The sequence below is a fragment of the Pseudozobellia sp. WGM2 genome (assembly GCF_017810075.1).
In the GTDB taxonomy this organism is placed as follows: Bacteria; Bacteroidota; Bacteroidia; order Flavobacteriales; family Flavobacteriaceae; genus JADNYK01.
This window is the reverse complement of sequence record NZ_JADNYK010000003.1, coordinates 113,672-135,194: the sequence shown is the minus strand read 5'-3', so window position 1 is coordinate 135,194 and position 21,523 is coordinate 113,672. Positions and strand designations below refer to the sequence as shown.

The window sequence follows — 21,523 nt, the reverse complement described above, 5'->3', positions numbered from 1 at the left end:
TTTGTTGTTTTGCAATAACGACCGTTCATCGGTTTAATTGTTCATTTCATAGATATTGATACAGAAAAAGGCCTATGACAATAAATGATAAGCGGCTTGCTTACAAAATCTACTTATACCTGGGTGCCTTGTTCATTACGTCTTTAGTGGTTTCAAACCTTATTTTTCAAAAGTTTTTTTATTGGAATCCGTTCGGAGAGTTTACCATATATGGTGTTTCGCTCTTTGAAATAAGCGTGGGAATATTGCCTTACCCGATTACTTTTTTGATTACCGATTTGATTTCAGAGATATATGGTAGACAAAAGGCAAATCAGATTGTAACAGCGGGTATTTTTGCTTCTTTCTTTTCCATGGGCATCATTTTATTGGCCGAAATGGCTCCGGCCATCGAATCATCACCGGTGAACGATGAAATCTTCACCAAGGTTTTCGCATTATCGCCAATTGCGGTACTTGCTTCGATGATAGCCTATCTTTTCGCCCAGTACATCGATATTGCTATTTATCATTTTTGGAAAAGGCTGACCCATGGCAAGTATCTATGGGTACGTAATAATTTTTCGACATTTCTATCACAGTTCATAGATACCTTTACCGTAGTGGGGTTGCTCTGTATTTTTAAGGTGCTGCCTTGGGATTTGTTTTTCGGACTCGTGGTAAGCGGATTTATTTTTAAGATTTTTATAGCATTTATAGACACTCCTTTTCTCTATTTCTTCGTATATCTATTAAGAAAACGGTTCAAATTAGACATTGGCCAAGAAATTGAGCTCGATGTATAATATCGCCTAGATTTTAGAGTTGTATCGATACGACCAAGAAACTCTAGAAAAGAGGCAATTAGTAAAACGAAATTTCAATATGTTGCCCTTTCTTACTAAAGGGATTTATTGAAATTCGAATCTGTTATTGATATGAAAAAGAGAATACTCAAGATTATAGGAATTGTTGTTTTGCTCATCGTCGGCATATTGATTGCGGCCCCCTTTTTTTTAGAGGCCAAGATTGGTGACATTATCAAAAATAATGTGAACAACAATGTAAACGGAACCCTTGATTTTGCCGAGGCGGATTTAAGTCTTATCGCAAGTTTTCCAAATGCTGAGGTTAGTTTGAAAAAAGTTTCTTTGGTGAACAAAGCGCCTTTTGAAGGTGATACTTTGTTCGCTTCAGATAAGCTGGCGCTGAAGATGGGTCTGGGTGAACTGTTTAAAGGGGCAGGAGAGCCAATAGCGATCAAAAGTCTTATTGTTGATGGTGCTTTATTGAACATGACTATTGACGAAGAAGAGAATGCCAGCTTTGATATTGCCAAAGAAGATGCATCGGCTACAGAGACAACTACGACCAGTGATGCGACAGACGGCTTTAGTTTTGACCTGGAATCTTATGAAATTACCAATGCAAGAATAATCTATGACGACCGTTCGACCGGTATGCGACTTGAGATTATCGATATGCAACATAGAGGTGCCGGTGACCTTTCTCTATCGAAATCAGAACTGCAGACCCAGACCGATGCCATGGTTTCTTTTGAGATGGATAGTACCAACTACCTGAATAAAAACAAGATTAAACTTGATGCGCTTATAGGTATCGACTTGAATGAGAACAAATATTCTTTTTTGAAAAACGCGGCTTTTGTAAACCAGCTTCCTTTGGTTTTTGACGGATTCATCAAAGTGAATGAAACCAATCAAGAAATTGATATAAGCTTTAAAACCCCTTCTTCCGATTTCAAGAATTTCTTAGCGGTAATACCTGAAACCTATTCTAAAAATATTGAAGACGTAAAAACCACAGGAAATTTTGTGGTCGAAGGTAAATTTAACGGTATTGTAGACGAAGAGCATATTCCGAAATTCAATATTAAAATAAACTCAGAGAATGCTTCCTTCAAATACCCCGACTTGCCAAAATCAGTAAGAAATGTATTTATAGATACGGAAATCAACAATACATCGGGTATCGTTGAAGATACTCAGATAAACATAGATCGGCTGTCTTTTATGATCGATGAAGACAAGTTCAATATGAATGCAAAAATTACCGAATTAATGGGTAATACAAAGGTCAATGCCCACATAGACGGTAAAATGAATCTGGCGAATATTGAAAAAGCATATCCTGTGCCGGCCGATTTAGATTTAAAAGGTCTGTTGATAGCAGATGTAAGTACATCGTTTGATATGGCATCCATCGAAAAGGAGCAATATACCAATACCACAACTAATGGTAAATTAAGTGTTACCGATTTTGAGTATAGTTCAGAGGAAATTCCGAATCCGGTGAAGTTGAAAACTACGAGTTTGACCTTTAATCCAAAAACAGTAAGCTTAAACGAACTGAGCGGAACCACAGGTCAAACCGATTTCAATGCCAAGGGTACTATAAATAACCTTTTAGGCTTTATGTTCAACGATGAAGAGGTAGAGGGTAATTTTGATTTGTATTCTAACACCTTCGCTCTAAGTGATTTTATGGTAGAAGAAGCGGAAGTTAAGACCAACAATTCTGCAAAGGAAAAAGAGAGTGCTACCACATCGACTACGGAAGAAAAAATCAAGATTCCGTCTTTCTTAGATGCAACTATTAATGTATCTGCCAATACTGTTTTATACGACAACCTTACTCTAAAAGATGTAAAGGGTACCCTTCGCATAAAAGATGAAAAGGCCACCCTGTCAAATATGACATCATCTATATTCGATGGAAAAATGGCATTTAATGGTGAGGTTTCCACTAAAAATGAAACTCCTACTTTCGCCATGAAGCTTGATATGGATAAGCTTGAAATCGGAGAAACCTTTCAGTCACTTGATCTGTTTAAGTCAATTGCGCCCATCGCTAACATCTTGAAAGGAAAACTAGATTCCGACATTGCCCTTTCAGGAAATTTAACCGATAATCTATTACCTGATTTGCTAACGTTAAGCGGTGATATATTGGCGAATGTAATGACTCGCGAAATTAATGCCGAGGAAGCCCCTCTACTTTCCGCTTTAGATGGAAAATTAGACTTTATAGATTTGCAAAAATTGAATTTAGACGACCTGAAAACCAAATTGTCTTTTGAGAATGGTTTGGTAAGTGTGAAGCCTTTTACACTCAACTATAAAGACATAGCCATCAATGTAGACGGTAACCATACTTTTGATAAGAAATTGAATTATAAGGCTACAATGCAAGTGCCTGCCAAATATTTGGGTGCAGAGGTGAACAAATTGATTGCGCAAATTGATGATAACAGTCTTGAGAATCTCACCATACCGGTCGCAGCGAACATTGGGGGCAATTATACCAGCCCTAATGTGACTACAGATTTGACCGCAGGTATAAAATCGCTGACCAGTCAGTTGATAGAGATTCAAAAACAGAAACTTATAAATAAGGGTAAGGACAAGGCCAAAGATTTAATCGGTGATGTACTGAACAAGAATAAAGATGCATCCGATTCGACGAAAACCGATGCTACTAAAGAAAATGTGAAAAATGTTATTGGTGGACTTTTAGGTGGAAAACAAAAAGATACGACTCAAACCAACGCCGATAGCGTTGCTCCTAAAAAAGATCAAGATGTCGTAAAAGAGAAAGCCAAGAATATTCTTGGAGGTCTGTTGGGCGGCAAGAAGAAGTCTAGTGATGACGACTCGGGCAATTAAGCCCTGGCGGCAATTGTTTTCAAGGCTTTTATAAATTCGTCAAGTTCTTCGGTCGTGGTAAAGACATTAGGGCTCACTCGACAACCGTGTACGTTGGCCCCATCAATGGCAACAGTAAAAATTTTAAATTCGTTCATGAGAGTATCTGCCAATTCTTGCGGTTCTAAGTGTGCCATGCCTACGTTGGCAATACCACAACTTCTTGTTTTATCGATTGGCGTGTTTACGATTACACCGCTAATATTGCGAACGGTATCGGTCCAATAGTGTTGAAGGAAGCGTAATCGATTTTCTTTACGTTCGACACCAATTTTTTCATGATAGTCGATAGCATCATTAATGGTTAAATCTGTATATACCGGATGCGTTCCGGTATGGTTCAGCCGAGCGATATCGTAGGGTTCTCTGCGATGTTCGGCTAGCAATGGCCAGATTTTCGGAATCTTTTTCTTAGATACATATAGAAATCCTGCTCCTAGTGGGGTCGCAAGCCACTTGTGAAGGCTGGTGCCATAATAATCACAGTCAAGTTCTTCAATATTAACATCAAAATGACCTATACAGTGGGCACCATCTACAAGAACTTCAACACCATACCGGTGGGCCATCTCACATATTTTTTTAATTGGTAGGATATGACCCGTGATATTAATCATATGACTTATGAAAAGAAGTTTGGTCTTTGGGGTAATTTGGTTTTCGTAAAGTTGAACAATCTCCTCGTCTGATTCGGGGTGATTGGGTACTGATACCACTTTATTGACGATGTGATATCTTCTAGCGGCCAATTTGAACTGGTCTAACATAGAGCCATAATCTTGTTCTGCCATAATGGCTTCGTCACCCTCTTGCCAAGGGTAGCCGGTAATCACCATATCTAAAGATTCTGTGGCATTTCTTGTAATGATTAGTTCTTCTGGGGAACAATTCACCAATTTCGCTAATCGGGCAGCTGCAGCTTTTTTGTTGTCCCATTGTACTGTACGCATGTAGTAAGTGCCTTCAAAGTTTACCATTTTAATATGTTCTTCGAGCTTTTGTCTGGTAGGTATTGGAATTATATTGTAATAACCGCTTTCAAGGTTTATGTAATCAGGCTTTATATCGTAATCAGCTCTAATCTTCAGCCAAAAATCATCCGTTTCAATATATGGTTGTTTGCCATTTATAGTCAATCTAGATTGACTATAGCTCAAGTGAGGTGTAAATGGTGATGCCAGAGCTAATTGTCCCAGTCTTTTGATGAAGGTGCGTTTTTGCATGATAGATGATTTTGCACCTTGAAGTTATTGCATATATCTCTAAATAGTACCGTACTCAATGTCTTTTAGCTATTTCTTAAAATAGAGGAGTACAATATCAGATTTGGCAAAAAATGACCTTACGAGTAAACAAAAGCTTAAAAATTGTAGGGAAGCTTCAGTAGGAAGTTATTTTTGCTTTCGCTTTTTGTCCCACCAGATATAACCAAGAAAAATGGCTAGACTGATAAGGGAACCCCAAAGTAATCCGGTTTTGAGGTTGTCGGTGCTTTTCCCTAGAATAGCGATGAATAGTGTAAGGGGAGTTATCCCGACCAAGGTAGCCCCGATAAATTTCCAGTAGCCCATGTTTAAAATACCACCAACGAAACTGATGGCATCGTTCGATAGGAAAGGGTTAAGACGGGTTATAATCACGGCCCAAAAACCATAATCATCAAGAAAACCTTCTACTTTCTTTTCTGTTTTACGGCCGATAATCTTTTCAACACGACCTTGACCTAAAAATTTACCGATTATATACCCAACACTAGATGCACAAAACACAGAAGCAAGTACTATGAAACTGCCCCAAACAGGCCCATAAGCGACTATCGAAACTACCATCAGCATAATAGTCGGTACAATGATCAAAAACATTTGTGCAATCATTGCCACGATGAGTACTATTGGCCCCCATGCCCCGAACTGTTTAACCCAATTCTTGGTTTTTTCTTGTTCGCCGCTCGTTAAAACAGACCAAGCGTCGTTAAAAAAGTTTTCCACAGATGGAATCAAAAAATAAGAGAGCACAAGCGATGCAAGTAATACTATTGAAATTATTAGCGGCCATCTACTCTTTTGTGCATCATTATCGCCCATATATCGATAAGCTATATTTTAACAACCATTTTGCCCTTGTTCTTCCCTTCGAACAGGTCTAAAAATGCTTGTGGAATATTCTTAAAGCCTTCTACAACCGTTTCTTCATAGGTAATTTTACCTTCTTGAAGCCATTGTGCCAATTGCTGAATTGCAGGGCCGAATTCCTTTGCGTGGTCCCTTACGAGAAAGCCTTGCATAAGCACTGTTTTCTTTACTAAGATACCTTCGTGGCGAGGGCCTTGCGGAGTTTCCTTTTCATTATACAAAGAGATGGCGCCACAGTTGATTACCCTTCCGTTTTTATTAATGTTATTTAGGGCCGCGTCAAGTATTTCTCCTCCCACATTATCATAATAAACATCTACACCATCAGGGCAGGCTTTAGCTACTGCTTCTTGCATGTTCTCGGTACTCTTATAGTTGATGCCCTCGTCAAATCCGAATTTGTCTTTCATCAAACTTAATTTTTCATCGCTACCTGCAATACCTACTACACGACACCCTTTAATTTTTCCTATCTGACCAACCGTACTACCCACTGCTCCAGATGCGCCTGATACTAATAAAGTTTCTCCCGATTTGAGGTTGGCGATTTTATCCAGACTTATATAAGCTGTGAGCCCCGTCAATCCTAAAATACCCAAATAAGCCGAAAGCGGTGCTTGTTCAGGATCTACTTTGTTCAATCCGTTACCGGTCGAGGTTTGAAGCTCCTTCCATTTAAGCATTCCGAAAACAAATTCACCTTTATCAAAATTTGTATTGTTTGATTCTATAACCTCTGCAACCACTGTAGACTCCATAGGTTCGTTCAATTCAAAAGGGGCTATATAAGATTCTACATCTCTCATACGCCCTCTTAGGTAAGGGTCGACAGATATGTATTTTGCTTCAAGAAGAATTTCACCTTCTTTCGGTTCTGGCCGTTCTTCTTCACTAAATTTAAAATCGTTCAGTTGAGGTTTTCCTTCAGGCCTGTTTGCTAGTTTTATAACGTTGTTCATTGCAGTAGTTTTTGGGTTAAAATCATTGATCGGCAAGATAATAGCTGCTCTAAATTTACCTTAATTCGATACGCTCTCTTTTTGCCCGTATCGCTTGAGAAGGTAAACACGTAAAGCTGTTGATTACTCTATGTTCAAGGATACATAAATCCCTTCATTGCCCCGAACGTTGAAAACTGTGTTGTCTTCAAAAATAAAATATTGTCCTTTGATGCCCTTTAACTTTCCAGAATAGGTGGGGGTCTTACTTAAATTTAGACTTTTGACTTTTGCTGGATACTGCAATACAGGAAAGTCAAGATTGGTTTCTGTATTTGATGCAATAAAATATTCTTCAGCTTCTTTAGGTATATAAGCCTTGAGCTTATTACGCCAAGTGACCAAATTTTCATCTTGCACATCGTTCGTGAGCATTTTGCGCCAATTCGTCTTATCACCTACATGCTTTTTTAATGCGACCTCGGTAATACCTGCTAAATAGCGATTCGGAACCTCTACAATTTCAATAGCTTCATGAGCACCCTGGTCGATCCACCGCGTGGGTACTTGACCTTTTCTGGTTACCCCAACCTTTATATTGCTCGAGTTCGCCAGATAAACAATATGAGGTTGTAACTGAACCTTTTTCTCATATTCTAAATCACGATCTTCTTTGTCTAAATGTGCGGTGCTGAGCTCAGGTCGCATAATCCAATCACCTGCCGAAGGAATTTCGAAAAAGCAGTTTTTGCAAAAGCCTTGCCGGTAAATGGGTCGGTCTTGTCCGCAATTGAGGCACTGAAACTTTATAAAACTGATCTGAAGGTCTTTATCCAATACTTGATTGACATTCAAGAAATCATTCTCAAAAACCATATAATATTGAATAGGATTGCCAATCTCAGTTTGCATTTTTCGTAATACCCCTTCGTATTGCATAAAAGATTTTTGATTTGAAAATGATAAGTATTAAAGCTATTTTTAGCGGGTTAAATATACCCAAAAATGGCGATTCCGCTCTTTAATTCTATTGCTTCTTGGTTGCTCAAAAAGCGCTTTCATCAAATCGAACTTTTTCTAAAATACCCAGAAGAGGTTCAAGAAGAGTTATTGCAACAGTTACTTGATTTTGCTGAAGACACTGAAATCGGTCAAAAATATGATTTCGAATCTATAGAAAATTACAAAATCTTTCGAGAACGTGTACCCATTGTTAGTTATGAAGAAATAGAACCGGTTATCGAACGTACGAGAAGAGGGGAGCAAAATCTTTTTTGGCCAACCTCTATCAAATGGTTCGCCAAGAGCAGTGGCACCACTAACGCAAAAAGTAAATTTATACCGGTAAGTTCAGAGGCTCTTGAAGATTGTCATTATAAGTCAGGTAAAGATTTACTCTGCCTGTATTTAAACAATAATGAAAATTCTCAATTGTTTACCGGTAAAAGTCTACGTCTCGGAGGGAGTAAAGAATTGTACCAAGATAATGGTTCCTTTTTTGGCGATCTCTCGGCTATACTAATCGACAATATGCCACTTTGGGCAGAATTTAGCAGTACCCCTAGCAGCAAAGTCTCTTTGATGAGCGAATGGGAAAGTAAGCTGAAGGCAATTATTGAAGAGAGTAGACACGAAAATGTTACAAGTTTGGCCGGTGTACCTTCATGGATGTTGGTATTGCTCAATAATGTAATCGAGGAAACTGGTAAGGAAAACCTATTTCAGGTTTGGGAAAATTTAGAAGTATACTTTCATGGTGGGGTTAGCTTCAACCCATATAAAGACCAATACAAAAAATTGTTTCCAAGAAAGAGTTTTAAGTATTATGAAATTTATAATGCTTCGGAAGGTTTTTTTGCGATTCAAGACCGCAATGGTGCCGACGACCTTTTATTGATGTTGGATTATGGTATTTTTTATGAGTTTATTCCGATGGATGCATATGGCACCGAACACCAGCAAGCTATGCCTCTTTGGGAGGTTAGGGTAGGGGTGAATTATGCCATAGTCATTACGACCAATGCAGGACTTTGGCGGTATAAAATTGGTGACACCATTAGGTTTACTTCAACAGACCCTTATCGGATCAAGGTTACCGGTCGTACCAAACACCATATTAACGTATTTGGTGAAGAGTTGATCATTGAAAATGCCGAGGAGGCTTTAAAGAGTGTATGCAAGAAAACCGGTAGTGAAATTAAAGATTATACCGCAGGCCCAGTATTTATGGAGGGTAAGGAAAAGGGTGCACATGAGTGGATTATTGAATTCAGAACTCCGCCTGAAGACCTTGATTATTTTACTGAATTTTTAGATAATGCTCTAAAATCGCTTAATTCAGATTATGAGGCCAAGCGTTATAACAATATTACCCTGAACAGACCAAAAGTTCATGTTGCAAGACAAAACCTTTTTTATGACTGGCTAAAAGCTAAGGATAAATTGGGGGGGCAGCACAAGATTCCAAGATTATCGAATAAAAGGGACTATATCGAAGAATTACTTCAGATGAACAATTAAATAGTGAGATTTGTCGTTTAATAATGAAATTGAATTGCTAAACATTAACTTCGACTACCTTAAACTATAAAATTATGGCTGAAAGACTTGTAATAGTATCCGATATGTGGGGTGCAAAAAAAGCCCTTTGGATAACATCGTACTTAGGCTATCTTCAACAATATTTCGACATTACTTTTTACGATAGTCAACAATTGGCCAATTTAAAGCTTACCGTGAATTCTGAAGAGAACATTCACAATGCGTTTGTGAATGGTGGAATTGATACTGCGGTAGCTCATTTACTTCTTAAAGAAAAACAGCCCGCTCATTATTTGTGCTTTAGTATGGGAGGTGCCATTGCTTGGAAAGCAGGTGTTCAAGGTTTGCCCATGAAGTCGTTGTACACGGTTTCTTCAACACGTATAAGGTCAGAAGAAGCAAAACCTGATTGCCCTATCGATGTTATCTTCGGTGATAATGATATGTATAGGCCTAAGGCCAGTTGGTATGAAAAATTAGCTATTAAACCGGAATTGATTTCAGGCTTTGGTCATAATATGTACACCGATGATAAAATTATTCAGAAAGTGTGCTTAGATCTTCTCGATAAGGTTACACAGAAAGTAAAGAAAACTAAAAAAGAAAAAGCGGTTTAATTAAACCGCTTTTTCTTTTTTAGTTTTCTATTCGTAAATTTTACGTAAACAAGGTGTCCCTGTTTTAGGAAACTGCCTTTAACTTCTTGATCGTTTCTCGAGATAATTTGTCTTCGGCATACGGTTTGGTCACCTTAAATTCGGTATCACCGTTGCTTGGCATCTCGAACATTGCATCGGTGAAGATTGCCTCGCATAGCGAACGTAAACCTCTCGCACCCAATTTGTATTCAATAGCCTTTTCAACAATATAGTCTAAAGCTTGATCGGTAATAGTGAATGTGATATCATCCATTCCGAAGAGTTTCTCATACTGTTTTATGATGGCGTTCTTTGGTTCCGTTAGAATGGCTCTCAACGTTTTGGCATCAAGAGGGTTCATATGCGTCAGAACAGGAAGTCGCCCGATTATTTCCGGTATGAGTCCGAATTCTTTTAAATCCTTCGGAATAATATACTGAAGTATGTTCTCTTGATCAAGACCGTCATCTGTTTTAGCGGCACTATAACCAATAGCCTGCATATTCAAGCGTTTGGTAATTGCTCGCTCAATGCCGTCAAAAGCTCCACCAGCGATAAACAATATGTTTTCCGTATTTACTTCAATGAACTTTTGATCGGGATGTTTTCTACCTCCTTTTGGCGGAACATTTACTACGGTACCCTCGAGCAATTTCAACAACCCTTGTTGAACACCCTCGCCAGACACATCTCTAGTAATCGATGGGTTGTCGCTCTTACGGGCAATCTTATCTATTTCATCAATAAAAACGATACCGCGTTCCGCTTTCTCGAGGTTGTAATCTGCAGCCTGTAATAGACGTGTTAAGATACTTTCTACATCTTCACCTACATAACCTGCTTCAGTTAATACCGTGGCATCTACGATAGCCAAGGGTACGTTGAGCATTCTTGCAATGGTTTTGGCCATGAGGGTTTTACCCGTGCCTGTTTGACCGACCATTATAATATTACTTTTCTGAATTTCTATATCGTCTTCTTTAGATTTGGGCTGTAGAAGTCTTTTATAGTGATTGTAGACCGCGACCGACATTACTTTCTTGGTTCGTTCTTGCCCAATTATGTAAGTATCCAAAAAATCTTTTATATCAAGTGGTTTCTTGAGCGTAAGTTCTGATGAAAGATCGTTGGTCTTGGTCTGTCTAGATTCTTCCGCAACTATGCCATGAGCCTGTTCGATACAACGATCACAGATATGCGCATCTAAACCTGCAATCAATAAATTGGTTTCAGGTTTCTTTCTTCCACAAAACGAACATTCTAAATTTTCCTTTGCCATATATGTGTGCTTTCATTCAAAAAGAAACGAATTTCTTTTCGATTTGGTTTTCTCTTTCAGGTGAAAACCTTTGTTATTCGATGTTTGGTCGAAATTACTCTTTGCCCCTTACTAAAATCTCATCGATCATGCCATAGGCCTTGGCTTCTTCGGCTTTCATCCAGTAATCACGATCACTGTCATCATTAACTTTGTCGATGGCTTGGCCAGAGTGCTTAGCGATTATTTCATAAAGCTCTTGCTTGAGCTTGAGAATCTCGCGAGCTGTTATTTCAATATCACTCGCTTGACCTTGCGCCCCGCCCATAGGTTGGTGGATCATGACCCGAGAATGTGGCAGTCCACTTCTCTTATCTTTGGCACCTGCACATAGTAAGACTGCGCCCATTGAAGCTGCCATACCAGTACAAATCGTAGCAACATCAGGAGCGATAAATTGCATGGTATCGTAGATACCAAGACCAGCATATACACTGCCACCAGGGGAGTTGATATATATTTGAATGTCTTTAGCAGAATCGGTACTGGCCAAGAACAGCAACTGTGCTTGAACAATATTTGCTACCTGATCATTGATGCCGGTTCCTAAAAAGATGATTCGGTCCATCATCAATCGAGAAAAGACATCCATTGCGACAGCGTTCATTTGTCTTTCTTCGATAATATTCGGTGTTAAGCCTACTGGATACATACTACTTAAAATAGTGTCGTAATAAGTACTGCTAATACCTTGGTCTTTTATAGCGTATTTCTTGAATTCTTTAGAGTAATCCATGTTTTCGTTCAATGTTTAAATACCCGAAGGTAAAAGATAAAAAAAAGTGCCGAAAATCAATTTCCGGCACTGTAAAGATACTTATTATTTTCCGGAAAATTAACCGTAGACCTCCTTCACAAAGTCTTCGTAAGTAATCTCCTTTTCCTTTAGATTTACTTTTTCTTTGTAAAGCGTAAGCAGTTTTTGGCTCATTAATTGTTCAGACAAACGCTTCACTTCATCTTGGTTGCCCAACACCCTTGCGGCGATATTGTCCAATTCCTCTTCTTGCGGATTCAATTGACCAAACTGTGCCATTTGAGACTTAATGAAGCCTTTGGCAAATTCTTTTAATTCGTCGAATTCGATATTGAGGTCGTTATCCTTGATGATTTTTCCTTCGATCAATTGATAACGAAGTCCTTTTTCCGATTTTTCGTACTCTTCGTTGGCTTGCTCTTCAGAAAGAGGCTCTTCACCTGTCATCTGAATCCATTTGGTCAAAAAATCAGTAGGCAATTCAAATTTTGTGTTTTCGATGAAGTATTCAGTGATGTCGTTAAGCAGTTTTTGATCTGCCTGCTGCTCAAACTGCTTTTCAGAATCTTCTTTGATACGTTCTTTAAGTTCTTTTTCTGACTTGACCTCATCTTTCCCGAAAAGTTTATCGAACAATTCTTGGTCCAAAGCGGCCAATTCACGCTCGTTTATCTCTTCGATGGTGAAAGTAACCTCGATGTCAATACCATCTGCCTTTTCTTGAGAAATACCTAAAACACTAGAAAGAAGGTAATCTTCTTTGAAAAGTCCTTTTGTCTTTAAGGTTACTGAATCACCGACTTTTTTGCCTTTTAGGGCATCAAGAGCTTTTTTGCTCTTTACTTTGTCTAGTTCAAGGGTCGATTTGTTGTCGATTTCTTCCTCTTCGTTCTTGAAGGTTCCGGTAACCTCGTAATCTTTGCCCACTTCATCTTTACTGACCAACTTGCCGTATTGTTTTAGAATACGCTCAACCTGTTCATCGACCATTTTCTTGTCGGCAACAATTTTATATTGAGTGAGGGGTTTCTTAGTCTTAAGGGGTACTTCAAAATCAGGAGCTAGACCTAGTTCGAATTCGAAGTTAAGTTCTTCTTTGTCCCAATCGAAATTATCTTGTTGTTTCGGAAGGGGGTTGCCTAGAACATCTAATTTTTCTTCCGTAAGGTATTTGTTCAAATTGTCTTGTAGCAATTTGTTCACCTCATCTACCAAAACGGCTTTACCGTATTGCTTTTTTATCAAGCCCATGGGCACATTGCCTTTTCTAAAACCAGGGATGTTCGCAGACTTGCGGTAATCTTTTAATATACCATCTACTTTATCTTGATAATCTTCTTTAGTGATGGCTACTTTTACGACGGCGTTCAAATCGTCGATCTGTTCTTTTGTGATGTTCATCTAAATCTTCTTTTTGTTTCCGGAAAATGGGATGCAAAAATACTATAATTAATGAAGCCTACCAAGTTTTTTAAGTTATTGAAATTCAATCTGTCGCTAAGATGTTCAATCCTCTTTTAAAACCGAGAAAAGTATTGATTGTAAGAGAGATAATAAGAGACTGAATAAAAGTGCCCACCAAATGCCGTCAACGGCAAAACCATCGATGAGGTTGTCGGCCAATAAAATAATAATTGCATTAATAATGAGAAGAAAAAGCCCCAAGGTTAAAATGGTGACCGGTAGAGTGAGAATAACCAGAATAGGCTTGACGATAAAATTCAAAAGGCTAAGTACGACAGCCACAATAATAGCCGTAATATAACTGTCGACTGATACGTTCGGAAGCACTTTCGATAAAATAACGACGGCTAGGGCGCTCAGAAGAATTCTTAGTATGAGTTTCATAATTAATGATTTAAAATTATAATCTGCGAGTTTGTGATACTTCTAAAAGTAAGATATATTTTAAAGTCTCTAATTAGTCGACAAGAAATACTATCGATTTTTCGAAAAACTCTTTGGGATTTTCGGCATGCAGCCAATGCCCAGAATTACTGATAGTTTCCGTCTGTGCTGCAGGAAAATGTTTTTTAATATCGGGCATATCGCTTTCCATAATATATTCAGAACGGTCGCCCCGTAAAAATAGGGTGGGGCCGACATAAGTCTCCGTAGAACCTATATTTTCGCCCACTTCTTCCATTTTTTGGCTCAGCACTTCTAGGTTGAACCGAAACCCAAGCTTTCCTTTTTCAACCCAATAAAGGCTTTTAAGCAAAAATTGACGGGTACCGAAATCTGAAATATACTCAAAAAGTTGGTTTTCGGCTTCACCTCGCGAAGAAATGTTTTCGATTTCCAACTTGTTCAATCCGTCAATTATGGGTTGATGATGAGGTGGGTAAAATTTAGGGGCGATATCGGCAATGATGAGTTTGTCTACTGATTCAGGATATGTGCAGGCGAATTGCATTGCTGTTTTACCCCCCATAGAGTGGCCAATAATGGAGGCTTTTGAAATGTGGTGTTCTCGCATGTAATCTTTTAGGTCGCTGGAGAGTAAATCATAATTAAAATCGGAAGACCAAAAACTTTTGCCATGATTTCGTTGATCGATTAGATGAACCTCAAAGCCTTTTTCGGCATATTGACCGCCCAAAGTTTTCCAATTGTCCAACATCCCAAGAAAACCATGTAAAATTAATAGAGGTTGCCCTTCGCCAATTATTTTCGAATGGAGTGTCTCGCTCATTTTAATCGATTTAGATACATGTTTACTACATTGTCCAGGCCTAGATAGAGTGATTCGCATATGAGCGCATGCCCAATTGAAACTTCTAGAAGGTTTGGTACATTTTCTTTGAAATATTTTGTGTTATCAAGACTCAGGTCATGCCCTGCATTTATACCTAGGCCCAATGCATGTGCCGCAATAGCAGCTTCGGTAAAGGGGGCGACAGCTTCCTGATGTTTGTTTTGACCGTAGGCTACCGCATAACTTTCTGTGTAAAGTTCGATTCTATCGGTTCCGGTTTCGGCAGCGCCTTCGACCATTTTCACCGTTGGGTCGACAAAAATAGAAGTGCGAATACCTTCGTTTTTAAAGGTTGATATGATATCTTTTAAGAAATTTTTGTGTTCTACGGTGTCCCAACCAGCATTGGAGGTGATGGCATCGACCGCATCGGGAACTAAAGTAACTTGCGCCGGTTTTACTTCTAAGACCAAATCAATAAATTGAGAGACCGGGTTGCCCTCTATGTTCAATTCTGTAGTAACGATTTTTTTTAAATCTCGCGCATCTTGGTACTTGATGTGTCGCTCATCGGGTCGAGGATGAATAGTGATTCCTTGACCACCAAAAGATTCAATATCCTTTGCGGCCTTTAGTAAATCGGGCATATTGCCGCCACGTGCATTTCTTAGGGTTGCGATTTTATTGATGTTGACACTGAGTTTTGTCATTTACCGATGGTTTTTGCCGTTCGGCACAAAAATACGAATTAGGCATACCTTTTGAGACTTTAAATTAGTATTTTGCGTTTAATAGATAGAGCTATGCAGATCCAATCACACATATTGACGAATATTCCTGCTTTTGAAGTTGAAGATTCTCTTTCCCCAGTTATCGATTTTTTTAAAGAGAATACTTTTTCTCATGTGGCGGTGGTAGAAAATGATGTTTTCTTAGGTCTACTTGCTGAAGATGACATAGAGAATTTCGATGTTTCTGAGCAAGTCGATCAATACCGATACGAGTTAGATACGTTTTTCGTAAGAAAAGAGACCGGTTGGTTAGATGTATTGGAGGCATTTGCGAGAAACGAGGCGAACATAGTTCCGGTTATCGATGATCACGGTAGGGTAGAGGGGTATTACGATCTTACTGACATTGTGGGTGTTTTTATAGATACTCCGTTTTTCACCGAGCCTGGTGGCATAATTGTGGTAGCAAAGGGCATAAAAGATTACTCCTTTAGTGAAATTGCCCAAATCGTAGAAAGTAATAACACTAAATTGATCGGAGCGTTTATAACGGATTCAAGAAACGATGTTATTCAGATAACCATAAAGGTTTCTTCATCTGATTTAAATGATATTCTTCAAACCTTCCGAAGGTATAATTACAATGTTATTTTCGGAAATAGCGATGATCAATTCTTGCAAGATTTAAAAGAACGGTCAGACTATTTAGACAAGTATCTTAATGTCTAAGTTTTTTGTGGTAATTACTTTGTAAAACTTCTATTTACAGATTCGCTTTAGTTATTTTTGTTGTAGTTGGAGGATTTTCTCCTGACTATCAAAGATGAAAATAGTGTATGAAAGTTGCCATTTATAGTCAAATGTATCAAGAAGATACTTGTGAATATGTTTCGCGGCTGTTGAACGAACTTCATAAGCATGAGGCAGAGGTTGCAATCGAAGAAGAGTTTTATTCATTCTTTACCGAAAACACCATAGCTCAAGAATATGCTACTTTCAATCAGCATTCAGGTCTTGATGCTTCGTTTGATATATTGGTCAGTTTTGGTGGAGATGGAACTATTTTAAGAGCCACTACTTTCGTTAAAGATTCTGGTGTGCCAATGGTCGGTGTAAATACAGGGCGCCTTGGTTTTTTATCTACATTTAATAAAGAAGAAGTTCAGAACGTCGTTCAGCAGTTTGTAGAAGGCAATTATTCTATTGTAGAGCGAAGTCTGGTAGAGGTGAGCGCAGAATCGAGTATTCCAGAGTTGACCGAATTGAACTTTGCACTGAACGAAATTACGATAAGTAGAAAAGATACCACCTCGATGATTACCGTTGAGACTTATCTTAATAAAGAGTACCTGACTTCTTATTGGGCAGACGGCCTCATCATATCGACACCTACCGGGTCAACGGGTTATTCTTTAAGTTGTGGTGGCCCTGTTATAGAGCCGACCGCAAAATCGTTAGTGTTGACCCCTATTGCTCCACATAATCTAAATGCTAGACCTTTGGTGATTTCCGATGATACTGAAATTCGACTTAGGGTTTCCGGTAGAGAAGAAAATCATCTTATTTCACTTGATTCTAGAATAGCCTCCGTAGAAAATGGCAAAGAAATTTTGGTGAGAAAGGCAGGCTTTACCGTAAAAATGATTGAGTTCGCTTCAGAGAGTTTTCTAAAAACCTTACGTAACAAATTGCTTTGGGGCGAAGATCGCCGTAATTGATAAATAGACAGGCAATAAAATACTGCAAATGCTGTTTATCTTGTGAGAGCATTAATGAACTTGGTAGAACTTTTTATATGTAAAAGTTCAAAGGGTTCAATATAACAGTTGTCTGCAATTGTTATATTCGCAAACTAATTTTATTTATGAAGCGATTCATTATCGTCTTACTGTTCTGTTCAATAGGGCAGTTAAGCGCACAGACTTATGAAGTAGGGTTGTTTGCGGGTGGAGCCAATAATATTGGAGATGTAGGGCGCACTACATATGTTCTGCCTTCCGATATTGCTTTTGGGGGGTTATTTAAATGGAACAAGGCCAAGCGCTATGCTTGGCGTGCAAGTGTTATCTACGGTAAATTCACTGCCGATGATACGAAATCTAGCGATCCCTCAAGGCAACAGCGCGGTTATGTGGCCAATAATTCCATACTTGAAGCTTCTGCAGGTCTTGAATTTAATTTTGTAGAATATAACCTTCATAGACTCGGCCCGGCTTTTACCCCTTATTTATATACTGGCCTAACTTACTTCAGGTACGACTATGATTATTTTGATGGAGGCGAAATGTTGAGTGTTTCACAAAAAGATGGTTCCTTTGCCATACCTATGATTTTAGGGGCAAAATATAGATTGAACCAGTTTTTGATTTTAGGCGCTGAGATAGGTGCGCGCTATACATTCACCGATAATCTAGATGGTAGCAACCCGACTAAACTTAATGTTAGCCAACAACTTGGCGACCTACATTTCGGTAATATTTTTAGCGATGATTGGTACGTTTTTTCAGGATTAACCTTAACTTACACCTTTGGTAGAAAGCCTTGTATGGATTGTTTTGAATAAGTTCAAAGAGTAAAGGCGTTCTTTTCTTCAGTTTTGTTTTTATAGAATTATTATGGATGTTCTCGACGAGATAGATAAGCAGAATTTACCTATTCATCTTGCCATTATTATGGATGGTAACGGCCGTTGGGCCAAGCAAAAGGGGAAGCGTAGGGTGTTTGGCCATGAAAATGGGGTGCGTACGGTTAGAGAAACGGTCGAAAGCTGTGCAAAAATAGGAATCAAATATCTTACCTTATATACCTTTTCTACCGAAAACTGGAAAAGGCCTAAAATCGAAGTCGACACTTTAATGAGGTTATTGGTTTCTTCATTGAAAAAGGAGTTAAAGACTTTTATGAATAATGACATTCGCTTAAATACCATAGGCGATATCGCTTCATTACCGAAAAGAGCCTTTAAAGAGTTGAACGAAGTTATGGAAAAGACAAGGGCAAATACAGGAATGACCCTTACCTTGGCCCTTAGCTACGGAGCTCGCGAAGAGTTAAAAAATGCTGTAAAAGAGATAAGCTCCAAAGTTAAAAATAATATAATTTCAATTGAAAACATTGACGAAACCATTATTAATACTCATCTTTACACGCATGATTTGCCTGATGTAGACTTGCTGATCCGTACCAGCGGAGAGCATCGAATCAGCAATTTTTTGCTTTGGCAAATAGCATATGCGGAATTATATTTTGTTGACGTATATTGGCCCGATTTTAGCAGAGAGCATTTGGCAGAAGCCATTAAAAGTTATCAGAACAGAGAACGAAGATTTGGAAAGACCAGCGAACAACTCATTGAATAAAGATATGAAAAGGTTCATATCTCGTGAACCTTTAATCACACTCCTTTTACTTTTTATAACAACATTTAATTTCGCTCAAGAGTTATCTTTTGACGATGGTAAAAAGTATATTTTAGGGGGGCTTGAGGTTACCGGCCTGCAAAGTTATAACGAACAGACTGTAAAGACTTATACAGGGCTAAGGGTGGGGCAACCGATTACGGTACCTGGTGACGAACTTAGCGAGATTATCAAAAAGCTATGGGGTCTTGAACTCTTTAGAGATATTCGTTTCGACTTGGTCGATATACAAGATGACAAGGTTTTTCTAGAACTTCACATAACCGAAAGGCCAACCCTTTCAGATGTTAAGGTCAATGGTATCAAACCAAGAAAGGTAGATGATATAATTAAGGATACTGACCTTAAAAAAGGTAAGAAAATTACCGAAAGCCTTATTGCGAACACCAAAAACTATCTTGAGAATAAATATAAGAAGCAGGGTTATCTTAATGCCAAGGCTTCTATTGCTGTTGCAAACGATACTTCTCAGACCAACGCCCAAAAAATGATTATCAATATCGATAAGGGAGATAAGGTCAAGATTAAAAAGATGATTTTTGAAGGTAACGAACAACTTTCCGATAGAAAGCTGCGAAATGCCATGAAAAAGACAAAAGAAAAGAGATTTTGGCGTTTTTGGAAAAAATCTAAGTTCATTGAAGAAGATTATGAAAATGATTTATCGCTTTTAATCGATAAATATGCTGAAAACGGTTATCGCGATGCCCGAATCATTTCAGATTCTATTATTAAAGTAGACGAAAACAATATTAATATAAAGTTTGATCTAGAAGAAGGTAATAAGTATTACTTCGGTGAGGTCGATTTTGTAGGGAATAGCGTTTACACAGACCGTCAATTGGCTTCTGTTCTAGGTATTAAAAAAGGTGACACGTATAATGGAGTTCTTTTGCGTAAGCGTATCGCTGATAATTCAAAACCGGATGCTGAAGATTTAACGAATCTCTATCAAAACAATGGGTATCTTTTTTCTACTATAAACCCTGTTGAAATTTCTGCACAGAACGATACTATCAATTTCGAAATACGAATAATAGAGGGTAAAGAAACATTCTTGAACCATGTTGAAGTGGTGGGCAACGACCGTACCAATGATCATGTTATTTATCGTGAACTAAGAACAAGACCTGGTAATAAGTATAATAAGAGCGATATTATTAGAACCATTCAAGAGCTTCAACAACTGGGTTATTTTGATGCTGAGCAGATTAGTCCTGACATTCAAAATGCCAACCCAAATGAGGGTACAGTTGATGTAAAATGGAACTTGGTAGAGTCTGGTGCCAGCCAGATTGAATTGCAAGGAGGCTATGGTGGCGGTGGCTTTATTGGTACTTTAGGTCTTTCTTTCAATAACTTTTCTATTAAAGATATTCTTAATGGCGAGGCCTATAAGCCAGTGCCTATGGGTGACGGGCAAACCTTTGCCATGCGCGTGCAGGCAAGTAGAACTTTTAGGGTATATAGCTTGAACTTTGCAGAACCTTGGTTCGGCGGAAAAAAACCGGTTCGTTTCAGTTTGAACCTTTCGAGAACCCAACAATTTGGAGTCGATTATAACAACTCTACCAGTAATAGAATAGAGGTGAATAAAGACCAGGGCTTTGCCATTACAGGCCTTACTGCTGGTTTAGCGAAACGTGTTCAATGGCCCGATGATTACTTTACGATATCCCATGCGTTAAGTTATCAGTTGTATGAGTTCAACGATTACAATATTGGCCTATTTAATTTTGGTAATGGTAAGGCGAATTCTATAGCTTATACTTTGGGTATAACAAGAAATGCAATTTCTGGTGGTCGAATATTCCCTAGGGGAGGATCTAACTTCGAAATTACTGCTAAGTTTACACCACCATATTCTCTCTTCGGAAATAAGGATTTTGAATCTTTACGTGACAGAAGTACTGAATTGCAGGAAGCTAGAATTGAACAAGGTGGTTTGAATCAAAGCCAAACCAATGAATTAGAAGAAATAGACCAAGAGCGTTTCAGATGGTTAGAATACTACAAAGTTAAATTTAAGGGAGATTGGTATACGACCTTGGTCGACAAATTGGTACTTCGTACAAACACCGAATTTGGTTTCTTGGGTAATTACAACAATGATGTTGGTGATACCCCTTTTGAGCGTTTCTTTGTTGGAGGTGATGGTCTAGGTAATTTTACTTTGGATGGCCGAGATATCGTTCAGCTTCGTGGTTACGAGAATCAATCTATAACACCTTTCGACCCACTGGCGCAGAATAACAATAGCGGTGGTTTGGTCTACAATAAATTTTCATTGGAACTTAGATATCCATTGACTTTAAAACCTTCAGCTTCCATTTATGGCCTTGCTTTTTTAGAAGGAGGTAATGCTTTCAACAATTTTCAGGAATTTAATCCGTTTCAAATAAAACGATCGGCTGGAGTGGGGCTACGTATTTTTATGCCAGCATTTGGTTTATTGGGTATTGATTTCGGTTATGGGTTCGATGAAGACCTCTTACCGAGCTCAATCGGCAACGGACCAAGTGGATGGCAAACACACTTCATTATCGGCCAGCAGTTTTAACAAAAGAATCGTGGCAACGCTAAAAGCTTCATTTTAAAAGTTTTAGTAATTTTGGCACGATATTTTCTATTGGATAAAACGATTAAA

The 21,523-nt window shown here is 38.5% G+C and carries 19 protein-coding genes; 9 read left to right on the top strand and 10 right to left on the bottom strand.

Going from position 1 to position 21,523, the window contains the following annotated elements:
* Positions 1-74 precede the first annotated feature (74 nt).
* Both IV512_RS07620 and IV512_RS07615 read left to right on the top strand, forming a co-directional pair.
* Positions 75-785, top strand: a complete 711-nt coding sequence (locus IV512_RS07620) for a queuosine precursor transporter (protein WP_209402097.1) — start codon at positions 75-77, stop codon at positions 783-785.
* Positions 786-917: 132 nt separating this feature from the next.
* On the top strand, positions 918-3,665 hold the full coding sequence (locus tag IV512_RS07615; RefSeq protein ID WP_209402095.1) for an AsmA family protein: 2,748 nt from the start codon (positions 918-920) through the stop codon (positions 3,663-3,665).
* Here IV512_RS07615 and IV512_RS07610 read toward each other — a convergent pair.
* From IV512_RS07610 to IV512_RS07595, 4 genes are all read right to left on the bottom strand, one after another.
* On the bottom strand, positions 3,662-4,927 hold the full coding sequence (locus IV512_RS07610; protein WP_209402092.1) for an aminotransferase class V-fold PLP-dependent enzyme: 1,266 nt from the start codon (positions 4,925-4,927) through the stop codon (positions 3,662-3,664). The genes IV512_RS07615 and IV512_RS07610 overlap by 4 nt on opposite strands.
* 168 nt (positions 4,928-5,095) lie before the next feature.
* Complete coding sequence (locus tag IV512_RS07605; RefSeq protein ID WP_209402090.1) at positions 5,096-5,788, bottom strand: TVP38/TMEM64 family protein; 693 nt, start codon at positions 5,786-5,788, stop codon at positions 5,096-5,098.
* An 11-nt stretch (positions 5,789-5,799) separates the two neighbouring features.
* Positions 5,800-6,795: an NADP-dependent oxidoreductase gene (locus tag IV512_RS07600; protein ID WP_209402088.1), complete on the bottom strand. Its 996-nt coding sequence runs from the start codon at positions 6,793-6,795 to the stop codon at positions 5,800-5,802.
* 123 nt (positions 6,796-6,918) lie between these two features.
* Positions 6,919-7,713, bottom strand: coding sequence for a DUF2797 domain-containing protein (locus tag IV512_RS07595; RefSeq protein ID WP_209402086.1), 795 nt, complete (start codon positions 7,711-7,713; stop codon positions 6,919-6,921).
* A gap of 66 nt (positions 7,714-7,779) precedes the next feature.
* On the opposite strand from IV512_RS07595, the gene IV512_RS07590 reads away from it, so the two are divergent.
* Together IV512_RS07590 and IV512_RS07585 are read left to right on the top strand one after the other, a co-directional pair.
* The gene (locus IV512_RS07590) at positions 7,780-9,294 is read left to right on the top strand and encodes a GH3 auxin-responsive promoter family protein (RefSeq protein WP_209402085.1); all 1,515 of its coding nucleotides are present in this window, start codon (positions 7,780-7,782) and stop codon (positions 9,292-9,294) included.
* Between the two features lie 74 nt (positions 9,295-9,368).
* Positions 9,369-9,932 (top strand): hypothetical protein, encoded by a 564-nt coding sequence (locus tag IV512_RS07585; protein ID WP_209402083.1) that lies wholly within the window; start codon positions 9,369-9,371, stop codon positions 9,930-9,932.
* A 64-nt stretch (positions 9,933-9,996) separates the two neighbouring features.
* Here the strand turns inward: IV512_RS07585 and clpX are convergent, their stop codons facing one another.
* From clpX to IV512_RS07555, 6 genes are all read right to left on the bottom strand, one after another.
* Positions 9,997-11,232: an ATP-dependent Clp protease ATP-binding subunit ClpX gene (gene clpX, locus IV512_RS07580; protein ID WP_209402081.1), complete on the bottom strand. Its 1,236-nt coding sequence runs from the start codon at positions 11,230-11,232 to the stop codon at positions 9,997-9,999.
* A 94-nt stretch (positions 11,233-11,326) separates the two neighbouring features.
* The gene (gene clpP / locus IV512_RS07575) at positions 11,327-12,007 is read right to left on the bottom strand and encodes an ATP-dependent Clp endopeptidase proteolytic subunit ClpP (protein WP_209402079.1); all 681 of its coding nucleotides are present in this window, start codon (positions 12,005-12,007) and stop codon (positions 11,327-11,329) included.
* Positions 12,008-12,106: 99 nt separating this feature from the next.
* A complete protein-coding gene (gene tig / locus IV512_RS07570; RefSeq protein ID WP_209402077.1) occupies positions 12,107-13,429 on the bottom strand; it encodes a trigger factor in 1,323 nt (440 codons plus the stop codon).
* Between the two features lie 105 nt (positions 13,430-13,534).
* Positions 13,535-13,876 (bottom strand): phage holin family protein, encoded by a 342-nt coding sequence (locus IV512_RS07565; protein ID WP_100870961.1) that lies wholly within the window; start codon positions 13,874-13,876, stop codon positions 13,535-13,537.
* A gap of 73 nt (positions 13,877-13,949) precedes the next feature.
* Positions 13,950-14,723, bottom strand: a complete 774-nt coding sequence (locus IV512_RS07560) for an alpha/beta fold hydrolase (protein WP_209402075.1) — start codon at positions 14,721-14,723, stop codon at positions 13,950-13,952.
* Positions 14,720-15,436 carry a pyridoxine 5'-phosphate synthase gene (locus tag IV512_RS07555; protein WP_209402074.1) on the bottom strand — a complete coding sequence of 239 codons (717 nt, stop codon included), beginning with the start codon at positions 15,434-15,436 and terminating at the stop codon, positions 14,720-14,722. The genes IV512_RS07560 and IV512_RS07555 overlap by 4 nt, the downstream gene beginning before the upstream one ends.
* Before the next feature lie 93 nt (positions 15,437-15,529).
* On the opposite strand from IV512_RS07555, the gene IV512_RS07550 reads away from it, so the two are divergent.
* From IV512_RS07550 to IV512_RS07530, 5 genes are all read left to right on the top strand, one after another.
* The gene (locus IV512_RS07550; RefSeq protein ID WP_100870964.1) at positions 15,530-16,186 is read left to right on the top strand and encodes a CBS domain-containing protein; all 657 of its coding nucleotides are present in this window, start codon (positions 15,530-15,532) and stop codon (positions 16,184-16,186) included.
* Positions 16,187-16,293: 107 nt separating this feature from the next.
* The gene (locus IV512_RS07545; protein ID WP_209402073.1) at positions 16,294-17,175 is read left to right on the top strand and encodes an NAD kinase; all 882 of its coding nucleotides are present in this window, start codon (positions 16,294-16,296) and stop codon (positions 17,173-17,175) included.
* A 146-nt stretch (positions 17,176-17,321) separates the two neighbouring features.
* A complete protein-coding gene (locus IV512_RS07540; protein ID WP_209402072.1) occupies positions 17,322-18,020 on the top strand; it encodes a DUF6089 family protein in 699 nt (232 codons plus the stop codon).
* A gap of 52 nt (positions 18,021-18,072) precedes the next feature.
* Positions 18,073-18,816 carry an isoprenyl transferase gene (locus IV512_RS07535; protein WP_209402071.1) on the top strand — a complete coding sequence of 248 codons (744 nt, stop codon included), beginning with the start codon at positions 18,073-18,075 and terminating at the stop codon, positions 18,814-18,816.
* Positions 18,817-18,820: 4 nt separating this feature from the next.
* Positions 18,821-21,436 carry an outer membrane protein assembly factor gene (locus IV512_RS07530; RefSeq protein WP_209402862.1) on the top strand — a complete coding sequence of 872 codons (2,616 nt, stop codon included), beginning with the start codon at positions 18,821-18,823 and terminating at the stop codon, positions 21,434-21,436.
* Positions 21,437-21,523 lie beyond the last annotated feature (87 nt).

Excerpts from the sequence above, each read along its gene's own strand:
- clpX (WP_209402081.1), bottom strand. The coding sequence starts at position 11,232 with ATGGCAAAGGAAAATTTAGAATGTTCGTTTTGTGGAAGAAAGAAACCT.
- clpP (WP_209402079.1), bottom strand. The coding sequence starts at position 12,007 with ATGGATTACTCTAAAGAATTCAAGAAATACGCTATAAAAGACCAAGGT.
- IV512_RS07535 (WP_209402071.1), top strand. The coding sequence starts at position 18,073 with ATGGATGTTCTCGACGAGATAGATAAGCAGAATTTACCTATTCATCTT.
- IV512_RS07555 (WP_209402074.1), bottom strand. The coding sequence starts at position 15,436 with ATGACAAAACTCAGTGTCAACATCAATAAAATCGCAACCCTAAGAAAT.
- IV512_RS07600 (WP_209402088.1), bottom strand. The coding sequence starts at position 6,795 with ATGAACAACGTTATAAAACTAGCAAACAGGCCTGAAGGAAAACCTCAA.
- IV512_RS07595 (WP_209402086.1), bottom strand. The coding sequence starts at position 7,713 with ATGCAATACGAAGGGGTATTACGAAAAATGCAAACTGAGATTGGCAAT.
- IV512_RS07540 (WP_209402072.1), top strand. The coding sequence starts at position 17,322 with ATGAAGCGATTCATTATCGTCTTACTGTTCTGTTCAATAGGGCAGTTA.
- IV512_RS07530 (WP_209402862.1), top strand. The coding sequence starts at position 18,821 with ATGAAAAGGTTCATATCTCGTGAACCTTTAATCACACTCCTTTTACTT.
- IV512_RS07550 (WP_100870964.1), top strand. The coding sequence starts at position 15,530 with ATGCAGATCCAATCACACATATTGACGAATATTCCTGCTTTTGAAGTT.
- IV512_RS07605 (WP_209402090.1), bottom strand. The coding sequence starts at position 5,788 with ATGGGCGATAATGATGCACAAAAGAGTAGATGGCCGCTAATAATTTCA.
- IV512_RS07615 (WP_209402095.1), top strand. The coding sequence starts at position 918 with ATGAAAAAGAGAATACTCAAGATTATAGGAATTGTTGTTTTGCTCATC.
- IV512_RS07620 (WP_209402097.1), top strand. The coding sequence starts at position 75 with ATGACAATAAATGATAAGCGGCTTGCTTACAAAATCTACTTATACCTG.
- IV512_RS07545 (WP_209402073.1), top strand. The coding sequence starts at position 16,294 with ATGAAAGTTGCCATTTATAGTCAAATGTATCAAGAAGATACTTGTGAA.
- tig (WP_209402077.1), bottom strand. The coding sequence starts at position 13,429 with ATGAACATCACAAAAGAACAGATCGACGATTTGAACGCCGTCGTAAAA.
- IV512_RS07590 (WP_209402085.1), top strand. The coding sequence starts at position 7,780 with ATGGCGATTCCGCTCTTTAATTCTATTGCTTCTTGGTTGCTCAAAAAG.
- IV512_RS07560 (WP_209402075.1), bottom strand. The coding sequence starts at position 14,723 with ATGAGCGAGACACTCCATTCGAAAATAATTGGCGAAGGGCAACCTCTA.
- IV512_RS07585 (WP_209402083.1), top strand. The coding sequence starts at position 9,369 with ATGGCTGAAAGACTTGTAATAGTATCCGATATGTGGGGTGCAAAAAAA.
- IV512_RS07565 (WP_100870961.1), bottom strand. The coding sequence starts at position 13,876 with ATGAAACTCATACTAAGAATTCTTCTGAGCGCCCTAGCCGTCGTTATT.
- IV512_RS07610 (WP_209402092.1), bottom strand. The coding sequence starts at position 4,927 with ATGCAAAAACGCACCTTCATCAAAAGACTGGGACAATTAGCTCTGGCA.